General features: G+C 41.5%; 17 protein-coding genes. 10 read left to right on the top strand and 7 right to left on the bottom strand.

What is annotated here, in order from left to right; genetic code table 11:
- Positions 1-122: 122 nt before the first annotated feature.
- Genes AACW90_RS02440 through AACW90_RS02455 form a run of 4 tightly spaced genes read left to right on the top strand, consistent with a single transcriptional unit; the run spans position 123 to position 3,036 of the window.
- Positions 123-608: a TlpA family protein disulfide reductase gene (locus AACW90_RS02440; protein WP_390230258.1), complete on the top strand. Its 486-nt coding sequence runs from the start codon at positions 123-125 to the stop codon at positions 606-608.
- Positions 609-617: 9 nt separating this feature from the next.
- Positions 618-839: a DUF4266 domain-containing protein gene (locus tag AACW90_RS02445; protein ID WP_390230260.1), complete on the top strand. Its 222-nt coding sequence runs from the start codon at positions 618-620 to the stop codon at positions 837-839.
- Entirely contained in the window at positions 830-2,125 is a 1,296-nt protein-coding gene (locus AACW90_RS02450; RefSeq protein ID WP_390230263.1) for a DUF3570 domain-containing protein, read from the top strand. Before AACW90_RS02445 ends, AACW90_RS02450 begins: the two co-directional genes overlap by 10 nt.
- 17 nt (positions 2,126-2,142) lie before the next feature.
- On the top strand, positions 2,143-3,036 hold the full coding sequence (locus AACW90_RS02455) for an FAD:protein FMN transferase (RefSeq protein ID WP_390230265.1): 894 nt from the start codon (positions 2,143-2,145) through the stop codon (positions 3,034-3,036).
- 16 nt (positions 3,037-3,052) lie between these two features.
- Here the strand turns inward: AACW90_RS02455 and AACW90_RS02460 are convergent, their stop codons facing one another.
- The 3 genes from AACW90_RS02460 to AACW90_RS02470 all read right to left on the bottom strand — a co-directional run bounded on the left by AACW90_RS02460 (position 3,053) and on the right by AACW90_RS02470 (position 5,579).
- Positions 3,053-4,231 carry a cyclic di-GMP phosphodiesterase gene (locus AACW90_RS02460; protein WP_390230268.1) on the bottom strand — a complete coding sequence of 393 codons (1,179 nt, stop codon included), beginning with the start codon at positions 4,229-4,231 and terminating at the stop codon, positions 3,053-3,055.
- Between the two features lie 139 nt (positions 4,232-4,370).
- The gene (locus AACW90_RS02465) at positions 4,371-4,544 is read right to left on the bottom strand and encodes a hypothetical protein (protein WP_390230270.1); all 174 of its coding nucleotides are present in this window, start codon (positions 4,542-4,544) and stop codon (positions 4,371-4,373) included.
- 114 nt (positions 4,545-4,658) lie between these two features.
- A complete protein-coding gene (locus tag AACW90_RS02470) occupies positions 4,659-5,579 on the bottom strand; it encodes a LysR family transcriptional regulator (protein WP_390230273.1) in 921 nt (306 codons plus the stop codon).
- 136 nt (positions 5,580-5,715) lie between these two features.
- Here AACW90_RS02470 and AACW90_RS02475 point away from each other — a divergent pair, with 136 nt between their 5' ends.
- Entirely contained in the window at positions 5,716-6,408 is a 693-nt protein-coding gene (locus AACW90_RS02475; RefSeq protein ID WP_390230276.1) for a type 1 glutamine amidotransferase domain-containing protein, read from the top strand.
- Between the two features lie 278 nt (positions 6,409-6,686).
- Here the strand turns inward: AACW90_RS02475 and AACW90_RS02480 are convergent, their stop codons facing one another.
- Positions 6,687-6,926: an RNA recognition motif domain-containing protein gene (locus tag AACW90_RS02480; RefSeq protein ID WP_390230279.1), complete on the bottom strand. Its 240-nt coding sequence runs from the start codon at positions 6,924-6,926 to the stop codon at positions 6,687-6,689.
- A 168-nt stretch (positions 6,927-7,094) separates the two neighbouring features.
- Here AACW90_RS02480 and AACW90_RS02485 point away from each other — a divergent pair, with 168 nt between their 5' ends.
- The 5 genes from AACW90_RS02485 (at position 7,095) to AACW90_RS02505 (ending at position 10,562) form a co-directional block, all read left to right on the top strand.
- Positions 7,095-7,574, top strand: coding sequence for a GNAT family N-acetyltransferase (locus tag AACW90_RS02485; RefSeq protein WP_390230282.1), 480 nt, complete (start codon positions 7,095-7,097; stop codon positions 7,572-7,574).
- Positions 7,575-7,588: 14 nt separating this feature from the next.
- Positions 7,589-8,128: a GNAT family N-acetyltransferase gene (locus tag AACW90_RS02490; protein ID WP_390230285.1), complete on the top strand. Its 540-nt coding sequence runs from the start codon at positions 7,589-7,591 to the stop codon at positions 8,126-8,128.
- Positions 8,125-8,751: an HAD-IA family hydrolase gene (locus AACW90_RS02495; RefSeq protein WP_390230288.1), complete on the top strand. Its 627-nt coding sequence runs from the start codon at positions 8,125-8,127 to the stop codon at positions 8,749-8,751. Before AACW90_RS02490 ends, AACW90_RS02495 begins: the two co-directional genes overlap by 4 nt.
- A 93-nt stretch (positions 8,752-8,844) precedes the next feature.
- Positions 8,845-10,029 carry an MFS transporter gene (locus AACW90_RS02500; protein ID WP_390230290.1) on the top strand — a complete coding sequence of 395 codons (1,185 nt, stop codon included), beginning with the start codon at positions 8,845-8,847 and terminating at the stop codon, positions 10,027-10,029.
- Positions 10,030-10,049: 20 nt separating this feature from the next.
- Positions 10,050-10,562 (top strand): NUDIX hydrolase, encoded by a 513-nt coding sequence (locus tag AACW90_RS02505; protein ID WP_390230293.1) that lies wholly within the window; start codon positions 10,050-10,052, stop codon positions 10,560-10,562.
- Between the two features lie 49 nt (positions 10,563-10,611).
- Here the strand turns inward: AACW90_RS02505 and AACW90_RS02510 are convergent, their stop codons facing one another.
- From AACW90_RS02510 to AACW90_RS02520, 3 genes are all read right to left on the bottom strand, one after another.
- Positions 10,612-11,085: a YHS domain-containing (seleno)protein gene (locus tag AACW90_RS02510; protein WP_390230296.1), complete on the bottom strand. Its 474-nt coding sequence runs from the start codon at positions 11,083-11,085 to the stop codon at positions 10,612-10,614.
- Between the two features lie 72 nt (positions 11,086-11,157).
- On the bottom strand, positions 11,158-11,907 hold the full coding sequence (locus AACW90_RS02515) for an NRDE family protein (RefSeq protein WP_390230299.1): 750 nt from the start codon (positions 11,905-11,907) through the stop codon (positions 11,158-11,160).
- A complete protein-coding gene (locus AACW90_RS02520) occupies positions 11,907-12,434 on the bottom strand; it encodes a DinB family protein (RefSeq protein WP_390230302.1) in 528 nt (175 codons plus the stop codon). Before AACW90_RS02520 ends, AACW90_RS02515 begins: the two co-directional genes overlap by 1 nt.
- Positions 12,435-12,443: the final 9 nt, after the last annotated feature.

Consider the following 12,443-nt stretch of genomic DNA (forward strand, 5'->3'; position numbering starts at 1 on the left):
AAATATAATTGAGGATGATTTTCATTCCTATTTGTTATGGTGGATTATCTATTAACACTTTTTTCACATGATCTGATCTATGCTCAAAGAGATATAACGATAATTATAATAATGAGGTTTGGATGATGAGAGTAATTAATCGGTTAGTTTCTATATTGTGTATTGCTTTTAGCGCGCATTCATTCGCTGCCAATGATGCGGCTCCCGATTTTAACGTTGAGCTCGAAAGTCAACAAACTAGCCTAAAGGCTGTATCTGAAAGTAGCTGGGTGTACTTGGATTTTTGGGCGAGTTGGTGTGGCCCTTGTCGATATTCTTTTCCGTTTATGAATGAATTGCAAAGTGAATTCGGTGACAAAGGTTTGAAGGTCATCACTGTCAATGTTGACAGTGACCGGTTATTAGCCGAACAATTTTTACAAGATAACCCCGCGAATTTCACTGTTGTTTATGACCCTAAAGGTGAGATAGCGAGTGCCTATAAGGTACCAGCAATGCCAAGCAGTTATCTAATCAAAAACGGTGAAATTGTTGGCATGCATGTCGGTTTCAAAACCAGTGACCAGCAAGAGCTCAAGGAACAAATAAGCGTGTTAATTCAGCCTTAAGGAGCAAGAATGAAAAACGCCAAGATATTATTAATGCTGATAAGCATTAGCCTCATAGCGGCATGCAGTCAGTTAGGGGTACCTCCATGGGAAAAAGATCTTCTTGCCGATCCTCGAATGGAACTACAGGCAAATAAAATAGATAAAAGTTTTGATGATCATATCTATTTTAGTAAAGAAGCGACGAGTGGTGGCCGTGGTAGTGCGGCAGGAGGTTGTGGATGCAATTAATAAAAATAGGAAAAATTAGCAGTGTGCTTGCCGTCGCGAGTCAATTGCTAGTTAGCCCAAATACGCAAGCTAATGAGAACAGGTCAGACGCCGATTGGGACTATGACACGGCAATCTTATACTACGGAGAAGATTCAGGCAGAGTCATGGCTTCGGAAGGGATGTTTGGGGCGACGAGAACAAATGGCGATGGGCAGGTATTTAGCTCAAAACTGACAGTAGATGCATTAACTGGTGCGTCTCCTACTGGCGCGGTGGCGCAAAATGAGGCACAAACGTTTACAAGACCTTCTGGAAATGGCTCCTATGTTGTCGCCCCCGGTGATACCCCGCTAGACGACACTTTTCATGATACTCGTGTTCAACTTAATTTGGGTTGGAGCTCTCCAATAAATCGCGTTTGGGACTGGTCTACAGGGGTACATTTGAGCAAGGAGTATGATTATCTATCTCTGGGTGGAAATCTTGGCTTTACTCGCTCTCTGAATCAAAATAATACAGAGCTTACCATGGGGGTCGGTGGTTATTTCGATACACTTGAACCTGAAGGAGGCATACCTGTCGGTGGTTCAGAGATGGTCTACCGCAATGACTACTCATCCGATGCTGAGTTTAACGCGGCGTTTGATAATACTCGTCAGGATAGCAGTGAAACCAAAACGACAACGGAGTTAAATTTTGGTGTTAGCCAAGTCATCAATCGATGGTTAATAACGTCGTTAAATTATAATTATTCTAATGTAAGTGGTTACTTAACTGATCCATTTAAACTGGTTAGTGTGGTGGATGATACAGGTACCACGCAACAAAACTTGTATGAAAATCGCCCTGACTCACGCACGAAACACGTATTGTTTTGGCAGACGAAAGCGAATATCAGTGGGCAGGTATTAGATGTGAGTTATCGATACATGCTCGATGACTGGGAGATTGATTCACATACAATCGATGTGCGCTACAATTACAGGTTTAGCAATAATCACTATCTTGAACCTCATATTCGATTTTATACTCAATCTGCCGCCGATTTTTATTCGCCGTATCTCATGAGCACTGCTGCCTTGCCAGAATATATGAGTGCGGATTATCGATTGGGAGAGATGAACACTTATACTATTGGTTTTAAATATGGTTTACCAATAAATGATGACGAACTCGCATTTAGGCTAGAATATTACGTACAACAACCAAAAAATGCAGGGTTTGATGAACCCGGACAACTGGCCCAACATGACCTGTATCCAGAGATTAGCGCCATCATCGCCCAAGTTAATTATTCGTTTTAATCAGACCAAGGAAAAGTATGGTTGATAAGCCGTTAACGTTGAATTGGAAAGTTGACCACTGGCAGGGGGTTTTTCCTGCCATGGCGAGTCTCTGCGAGATACTGGTAGAACCGTGTGAGAAGAGACTAGCACAGCAGTTACTTAACTGTGCTGCAGAGATTACTCAGGGCATCGAATCTAAATTCAGCCGTTATAGAAAAGATAATCTCTGTTATCAGATTAACCGTAGTAACGGTGAACCGGTCGCGATAGATGGAGAAACATTTCGATTGCTCCAGTTTGCCGACACATGTTTTCAAATAAGCGATGGGATGTTCGACATTACCTCTGGTGTATTGAGGAAAGTGTGGACGTTTAACGGAGGTGATCAAATCCCATCAAAAGAACAAATAGAGCAGTTATTGCCATTTATCGGCTGGAATAAGGTCGAGTTTGATGAAAATCACGTCTGTATCCCAATAGGAATGGAGGTGGATTTTGGTGGTATCGGAAAAGAGTACGCCGTTGACAAAGTCGCTAATCAAATGATAGAGATGGCGACAAATACGTCGGTATTGGTTAATTTCGGTGGTGACCTAGCTATCAGCCAGCCCAAATCTTCGAATAAACCTTGGCTTATTGGTTTTGAACGGCCAATCGGTGATGACAGCCAAAAATCAATTAATCTTGTGCAGGGCGGCCTTGCAACCAGTGGTGATGCAAACCGATATCTTCTGAAAAATGGTGTCCGATATAGCCATATAGTCAGTCCTAAAACAGGTTGGCCAATAGAGCACGCTCCTTCGCAGGTCACGGTTGCCGGTAGCAATTGTATTCAGGCTGGATTAATTAGCACCATAGCGATGCTTCATGGTAAAGAAGCTAAATCTTTCCTTCAAGCGCAACAGGTGCCTTTTTGGATAATGGAATGAAGGCAATGGACATTCGCTAGACTGATTTCGAGCGATTTTTAGAGATATAGTCGACCGAATCACCCATATTCAGCCCATATTGTTCAGCTTTGATGCATTTCACAATCTGAACGTTTTCGATGGTTTCCAAATCGATATAACTCACATCACAGTATTGCCGTGTCGTCAGGTCATAAAAAGAGTATACGCGAGGCTTAGTTGTATCTTGAATGTTTCTGTTATCGACAATGGCCAGCTTGTCAGAGCTAAGCTCAACAACGGATCCAGCAGGATAAGAACCAACGCAGTCGATAAATCTTTTTACCAATATTTCGTCTAATTCTCCTTCGGCAGCCATTCTTCGAATAATTTCAAATGCCTTGGTATGGGTGAAGCTCTGTTTATAACAACGGGTTGCTGTTAGTGCATCAAATACGTCACAAATCGCGATGATTCGGCCGTTAATAGGGATGTCACTCTCTTCTAAACCCATTGGGTAGCCACTACCATTTAATTTTTCGTGGTGCAGAGCGGCAGTATTCAATGAGAGCTTAGAGACACCAGACGTTTGCCTAAGCCTTTTAATCGATTCGGTAACGTGGGATTTCATCACATCAAACTCTGCCGTAGTAAGGCGAGAGGGTTTATAGAGAATTCGGTCAGGAATATCAACTTTACCAATATCATGTAATATTGCGCCGATAGCCATATGCTGAATGACCTCTTCATCTAGTTTTAAGTATCGAGCGAACATGGCAGTCAGAGTAGCGACACCTATAGAGTGTTCTAATAGGTAGTGATCTTTGTCTCTTATGTTTTGCAAGCAACCGATAGCATTAGGGTTTTCGAACAAAGTATTAATATAGTTACGAGTCGTTTTTTTTACTTCGTCTATATCAATTTGCAGCCCATTTTGGATGTTTTCAAAGACCTTCCGCTGTACCTCTTTGGATTCATTAAGGATTTCTTGCGTTTTTTCTAAATGCTCAAACGCGCTCTTACTTTGGGCTGATTTTAGCGGGTTAGTAGACTTGGGGTATTTTCGTTTTGCTGGATCAACCAACACCTTGGTCACTCCAGATTTCTGAAGTTGTTCAAGAGCAGATTGGTTTCTAATCCAACTCGCATTACTTAAGCGGAAATTACTTTTTTGTTCTGTAATTTCAACGACATACATGCCTATTTTGAGTTCTGAAATTTTGATTTCATTATGCATTTATGAGTCGAAACCTATTTTAACTGGGGGCTAACCTAACTTTCTGATATGACGTAAGTATAATCATTTTTAATAAGAATTGAGTACTGCTTTTTATTTAGATTGTGAATAGTGCAGTGTTGGGTAATACAATGCTTGATTAGTAATCAATTTTTGTTGGTTCTTCATCCGATTTTTTCTTGACTAACTTCATCCAGAAATCGCATGCGGCTCTATCTGCGGTGGTAGGGTTACCCCACGCTCCACACAGATCAACAGGCTTGCCTGTTGATCTCAAAAACTGTCTACAGTTACCACAGGATTTATTCATCATACTTTTCTTTGTTGGTTGAAAACGACAACCAGAATATCGCTGCTTTTCATTGTGTTCATTGATGTAGATAGCGCTCTTGTTATTTTTTTAACATTGTAGGAATATCTGAGAACCTCAAGATAGGCTGCGCCTTTCTCTTGTGTCTCTGGTGGTAAAATAAGATTTGAGAAAATCGAGTAGAACCCGAAGTTTTTTGGATTCCGAAGCGCCAGGAGGAAAGACCCCATATACATTGATCGGTGCAAGGCTATAATCGTCTAATATCGTTTCCAATTTTCCTAGTTTAAGCCTTGGTGCGACATCGTAGAGTGGAATTCGACCCAGACCATGCCCACCTTCTACAAATGCCGTTCTTGCCGCTGCGTTGTTGGTAGAAATACTTCCTGCTGCTTTGACTCGAAATGAACGAGAGCCTTTCGTTATCTCTAAGGTTGTCGATGTTTGCTTATAGACAACCCATGTATGACCATCAAGTTCAGTTGGACTTTTTGGACGACCATATCGATTAAAGTAGTCTGGGGAGGCACACAAACAAGTGGGGAGCGTCGATAATTTAATGGCTTGTAATCCTGAATCCGGTAGAGGCGCGCCTCGAATCGCAAGATCGATGCCTTCTTGAATAATATTAATGACATCGTCAGATAACATGACATCTAAGTCTATCTTTGGAAATTGTTCTTTAAATTCGTTCAGTGCAGGGACGATTAATTGTAATCCCACGTTAACAGGGCAGGTAATCTTAATCAGCCCTTGTGGTTCGTTCTTAAAATTATCCATCTTCTGCTGTGCAAACTGCGCTTGCTCAGTGATGACTCTGCAGCTTTCGTAATACGCTTTCCCTGCCTCAGTAAGCGATATACTTCGCGTGGAACGGTTGAGAAGCTTCACGCCCAAGTTGTCTTCTAATTTTTTCATGTGGTAACTCACCACCGTTCTAGACAGTTCAACTTTCTTTGCGGCGGCACTAAAGCTACCTTGTTCTACAATATGGGTAAACACGACCATGCTTTTAAGCTGTTCAATCGATACGTTCATATTGGCATTAGCCTATTGTACTAATAATTGAACTAATGTAGTGCATAAAAGCCTCATTGTCTAAGTATCTTAGCGGTTATATAGTGGTGTTATATCCGATAGGGTCATCCAACAAACAAAATAAGAGAAAGTAATCATGACAAACACAACAGCAAAAAAAATACTGATGGTACTTACTTCGCACGCAGATCTTGGCAATACAGGTAAAAAAACAGGTTTTTGGGTAGAGGAGTTTGCTTCACCTTACTATGCGTTTTTAGATGCGGGAATTGAGATTACTTTGGCATCACCAGCGGGCGGACAACCACCGATTGACCCTAGTAGTGAATTAGAGGATTTTCAGACGGCGGCAACAAAACGTTTCGACGAAGACCAAGCGGGACAGCAGCGTCTTGCGAATACGCTGAAACTTGAAGATATGAATGAGTCAAATTTCGATGCGGTATTCTATCCAGGCGGTCACGGCCCGTTATGGGATTTGGTTGACGACGCCAACTCTGTGAAGTTAGTGGAATCCTTCTTAGCAAACAATAAGCCTGTAGCAGCGGTTTGCCACGCAACAGCGGTTCTGCTTAATGCAAAGGATTCTGAAGGCGAATATGTGGTGAAAGCAAAAGCGGTTACAGGATTTAGTAACACAGAAGAAGAAGCCGTTCAGCTTACAGATGTCGTTCCATTTTTACTGGAAGATGAGCTGAAAAACCGCGGTGCAGAATATCAAAAAGTAAGTGACTGGACTTCGTTTGTAGTCCAAGACGGACTTATCGTAACGGGTCAAAACCCGGCGAGCTCAGAGTCCGCGGCAGAAAAATTGTTGGGTATGTTATAACCATCTCGAATTGCACGTGATCAAAAATGCTAGAATAAAAGCCCTATTGATAATAGATCAATGGGGCTTTTATTTACGCGTTGAGTGTTAACGTTATACAACTAATTTATTTATACATTAAGAAGGAGTGCGGTATGAAATTTCTCTGGCTCAAACTACTTGTGACAATTGTTGTCTTTGCCGGGCTATTTGCCATGGTGTATGTAAAAGTTGCTAGCGGTAGTATGTAAATTTCGGTCATTTACCTATTTGGCAGTTAACCCTCAACAGTTCAAAATTTACTGGTTAGCTGACTTCACTCTTATCTTGTTATTCGCAACCTCGGTCTGATTTAGGCCGGTAATTGCTGCGATTCCTTCGCTTTTTTCTGGCATTTCAACAAATGCAAATCCTTTTGACAGCCCTGTCTCTTGATCTAACACTAAGTTGCACTGCTTTACTGTACCAAACGCAGAGAATAGGATACGAATTTCTTGTTCTGTGGTATTGCGAGCAAGGTTGCGCACTAAAAGTTTCATAGAAAACCTGTATTTTAAATTGTGTTTGGGATTGTCTCAGGTATTGCTAGGCTAACCAAGCTCTAATTGTCGATTTTACTTCCGTTTATCATAGTTTGACTTGAGTTTAAATCCATTCGAGCTATTGTCTTAATAATATCTAACTATTGTGAATTAAGAAGGTGCACCATGATAAAACTCAGAAAAATGCGAGATGATGAGTTTTTGGCCTATCGACAGTACTCAATGCTGGCGTATGGGAGAGACTTGGCGGAGAATTATGGCTACACGTTGAGTAAGGCATCGGATGTTGCGGATCATAAACTAAAAGAATGTTTTCCTGATGGTGTGGAAGCCAGCGATCATGAAATGTACTGTATTGAGTTTGGTGTTGAGTCAGCTGCCCAATTAGTTGGATATCTGTGGTACAAAATGATGCCGTCAGATAAAGCGGCCTTTATTTATGACTTCTATGTGTTCAAGGACTTCCGAGATTGCGGTATTGGAACACAGGTGTTGTCGGAATTAGAGACTCGCTTAATTGAAAACGGAATTGAGTTTCTTAATCTAAGAGTGGCGACGAATAATGAGCGTGCCCAAAAATTGTATCAAAAGTTGGCATTCAACGTAACCGGATACAATATGACCAAAAGGTTGACCAATGAATAGTGGAGAGAGTTTCGGTGTTTTATAGAGAAATTGACAGTGAAGTAAAGCTTGCGTTAGTACACAAATCATTTGCCCCGCGATACGCCGAATTGGCCAAAGATAATTTTGAATACCTTGAAGAATGGCTTGCTTGGCCACCTCATTGTAAAAGTAAGCTCGATTTTGAAGAATTTGTTCAGCGTTCTTTGCATGATTATGCCGATGGTAAATCCATGGTTTGCGGTATTTTTTATCGGAATGAATTGGTCGGAAATGCGAGCTTTAACTCCATTGCCCATCATCTGAAAAAAGTAGAGATAGGTTATTGGCTTGCCGAACCTTATCAAGGTAAAGGGATCATGGCGCGTGTATGCACAGCTCTTATAGAAATAGCGTTTGTAGAACTTGATATGCAGAAGGTACAGATTTCTGCCGCGACCGGAAATAAACCAAGCCGAGCAATTTGCGAACGATTGGGAATGACCCTTGAAGGCATAATCACGCAACAGGAATACCTTGGTGGTCGCCTTGTGGATCACGCCATTTATGCTTTACATAAAGAGAATCAATTGTGATTGAATTAGTGATATTTGATTGTGACGGGACGCTTGTTGATAGCGAGCTTTTGTGCAATCAAGCCCTAGAATATAAACTTGCGGAATTAGGTGTAGTCATTGCCGCTCAAGATTTGGTTGATAGGTTCCGTGGCGTTAAATTTAATGACATTCTTGCCACAATAGAAGCCCAACACTCAATGACGTTGCCCGAACATTTTGAGGTAAATTATCGAGAAAAGGTGAAAGCATTATTTTCGGAGTCATTGAAGGCAAACGAAGGGGTTAAAGAACTGCTTGAGAATGTTCAGTTACCGATATGTGTTGCCTCCTCTGCCCCTAGAGCGAAAATTGATCAGGCTTTGACAATAACTGGCCTGAAGACATTTTTTAATAACAATATTTTTAGTTGTTATGATATTGAGATTTGGAAGCCTCAGCCGGATATATTTTTGCATACTGCAAGACAAATGGGTTATAAACCAAAAAACTGTCTAGTCGTAGAAGATAGCCCTGTCGGGATCCAAGCGGCTCAAGCGGCTGGAATGAATGTCGTCCTATATGATCCCCATCAAATCCATGCTGATATAGATGTTGAATATCGCGTGTCATCAATGCACGACATCCGCGCATTATTGTCATAGGATGTTCCATTCTATAGAAAACTAAGTTTACGATTTGATCAATCGCATCTTAGATTTAAATAATATGCGCATTAGCACCACTAAGGATAATCAGTGCAGACATTTAACCATCGGGCTTGGCAAAACCCACAGAATTTTTTAATACTTACCTCTATTGTTATCACTATCGCCTTTTCGAGTTGGCAGGCATTGTTGAATAATTTTGTGGTGGAACGTGCAAATTTTGATGGTGCCGATATTGGTCTTCTTCAAAGTGTTCGAGAAATCCCAGGGTTTTTAGCCTTTACCGTCGTGTTTGTTCTTCTATTTATCCGTGAACAGAAATTCATGATTATTGCGTTGGCAATGTGTGGACTAGGCACTGCTGCAACGGGGTTTTTTCCATCTCTTGGCGGGTTACTGTTTACAACGTTAATGATGTCTATTGGGTTCCATTACTTTGAAACATTGAAGCAGTCACTCTCTTTACAATGGTTAACGAAGGCAGAAGCACCAGAGGTGTTAGGTAAGCTTATCTCTGTTAGCGCCTTTGCTTCACTTTTTACCTACGCAGCACTTTGGTTGGCGCTAGAACAGTTAAAGCTAGATTACATTTGGGTCTATCTTATCGCTGGTAGCGTCGCTTTTATGATCGCGTTGGTGCTTGCATTCGCCTTTCCAGCCTTTGAAACCCATACCCAACAGAATAAAAAGCTTGTCTTGAGAAAGCGATATTGGCTTTATTACGCTCTGACCTTTATGAGTGGCGCGAGGCGACAAATATTTACGGTATTCGCCGGATTTTTGATGGTAGAAAAATTTGGATATTCTGCAGCGGATATTACCTTACTCTTTCTCATTAACTACGCGTTCAACTGGTTATTTGCCAGAAAAATTGGGCGACTGATTGGCCGAGTTGGAGAACGAAAGGCGCTCGCGTTCGAATATATTGGTTTGATCGCCGTTTTTCTCGGCTACGCCTTTGTGGAAACAGCAGAGTGGGGCGCCGCTCTTTATGTCGTCGATCATCTATTTTTTGCCTTGGCCTTAGCCATTAGTACTTATTTTCAAAAGATTGCTGACCCAGCGGATATGGCGTCAACAGCTGGGGTCGCCTTCACTATAAATCACATCGCAGCAGTGGTTATTCCCGTTACTTTTGGTGTTATTTGGCTTGTTTCACCGGCGGCGGTTTTTCTATTGGGAGCGGGCATGGCGATTGTGTCGCTATTACTTGCGCTGAACGTACCCGAAAAACCAACGGAAGGTAACGAAGTCAGAGTACTGAGCTGGCGATAAATCGTCAAAGGATTCATAACATGCAGTTTTGCCCTAAATGTGGTTCAAAATCACTGATCATTCAATATGTGCCTACAAAGCTTTACACATGTAGTGAATGTTCATTCTCTCTGTTTCAGAATGTAGCGACGGCAGTGATGGTCGCAATTTGTTGCAAAGATGAGGTACTTATCGTGACTCGGGCAAGGAACCCAGGTTTAGGCATGTGGGATTTTCCCGGTGGATTTGTTGATCCTGATGAAACGTTAGAACAGGCGATTCTACGGGAGCTTCATGAAGAACTTGATCTTGAACTTGATTTAGGCGATGCGACATACGTTAGCTCTAACCCTAATACCTATCCATATAAAGAAATCACGTATAAAACGTGTGACACATTTTTTGTGGTAAAGCTTGATGAAAAACCCACTATGACACCGCAAGATGATGTGGCAGAGATCAATTGGATTGCGATTATGGATGTAGATCTTAATAATTTCGCTTTTGAATCGACAAAAATTGCGTTTAAACAGTTAATTGAGTTTAGAAGATAAAATAATCAGGCTATCCGCCTGATTATTTCCGTCACCAAAACAAAGAGTATTATTCATTATTAATGTTATTTTTCTTGAATAACATAGGCCAATTTTTATTCCCTTGAGCGATAAATTTCGGTACATCTTTAAGCCATTTATTTTGAATATCTCGATTGTAGTTTATATATAGCTTGCCATCGACTATCGTCCATTGTTCTGGATCACCAGAGGCAAAATCATTTTTTTCTGCTATTGCCCACGCACAGTAGCCACCATATTGTGGAGCGTACTTTGAAGGGTGTGCTCTAAACTTATCCATATTGCCTTTGCTAGAAAAATACCAATCAGCACCCATGTATTCTAGTTTGAACTGGCTTTTGCCCTTCATCGCTCTGTTGTGTGAGAAATAGGCGACGGTATCGTAACCATCTAAAGCTTTGTTGCTAAAGAATCCTGTATATACTGGCTCTTCAGCTTGTGTTGGTAGAGTGAACAACACGCTTGCAATCAGTATTAAAATACTCGATAACCATTTTCTCATTGTGACGTCCTTTGATAATTATTCGCAGTTAACAGAGTAGACAGATAAGGACGCGGAAATCTTTCACATAAATTAAGCAAATTTTTCTTTTTGTTTAGTATCGAGTTTAGTTAACGCACTTTTGTGATAGGGCGCTTGCATGCAGGGTGAGCCATCTTGATAGTTAACGGTTATTTCGTCTTTGTTTACTATTACATGGGTGAAACTGACCGTGTGGGCATCATCTCTATGCATACAGGGTGAAAGGCGGCCTTTATTGGGCTCGTGACTATGGTGGAAAGCGAGCCTAGATGCCGTGCTCTCGTCATTGGCATTGAAGCGGGTGAAAAGTTGTCTACGAGAGGTTCGTACATTATCGGCATCAACGGCGCTGGAAATGAGAGGAGGTAATGGCAACGTATCGACTAGTGTCTTGCCATCCCATTGAAGCGCTTTTACGTGGCCTTGATCTGAATTTAACTGTGCGTCAAATATAACCAAGGTGAATGGTGCATATTGGCTTAGGTTTAGTTTAGTGAAATCAGAGGTTAATGATTCTGCGCTGGAAAAATGAGCAAAAGACCGGACTAACTGTCCACGGCTAATTAACTCACCTTCAGGGATGTCTCCCTGATAAAAATTCAGAAGACATAGCGTCAGGCCAAGTTCATTGGTTGCGATCCAACTGCCTTGTCCAACAGGGTCCACTGGCATCAAAAAATTGACGTCAGATTCACTTTTAACTTGAGATGGTGGCCGCGCTTTCGCTCGACCTATTTGTTCATCTCTGTTGAAGAACACTTGGTAACCCGTTTTATCAAGAAGCCACGATGCCGTGCACATTAAGCTTGTCCTCTTAAATATGTCGCCGTAGCAGGAGCGTAGCCTAAATGCTCGTTAGTTTCTATGTCACAGTGCGTTGTAATCACTTTTATTATGGCTAAATGATGGATGGTATGACTAGAGACAAACAGTAACTCTCGCCTCAATGAAGAGGCCATTTCACACACTTTTTGAGTAGAGATAGTCGCTTCTGACAGGATGGTAATTGGGGCATCAAGTTGATCGGTTCTTAATGCATTTAACCATGCTTTAATCTCTTGCAGTTCCGAAATGCCCACAAGAAGGTCTGTTTCGACAGGGGCCCCACGACGGCGGTGATCGTAATCGACAACACCAATATCGGGCTGATTAACGAGTGCATAAAACATATCCAAAATATGCCTTAGGTGTTCACCTATCGAACTCTGTACATATGGCGTTGCTTTAAATGTGTAACTGTTATTATCAAGTAGTGCACATAAAGCCAAGCTCTGTTCTACTGCTTCTAAACTGCCAATAATAGATGGGCAAATAGATGTATTATTCATATTACGGCC

Origin of the sequence: Vibrio frigidus, from assembly GCF_042465995.1 — a bacterium.
In the GTDB taxonomy this organism is placed as follows: domain Bacteria; phylum Pseudomonadota; class Gammaproteobacteria; order Enterobacterales; family Vibrionaceae; genus Vibrio.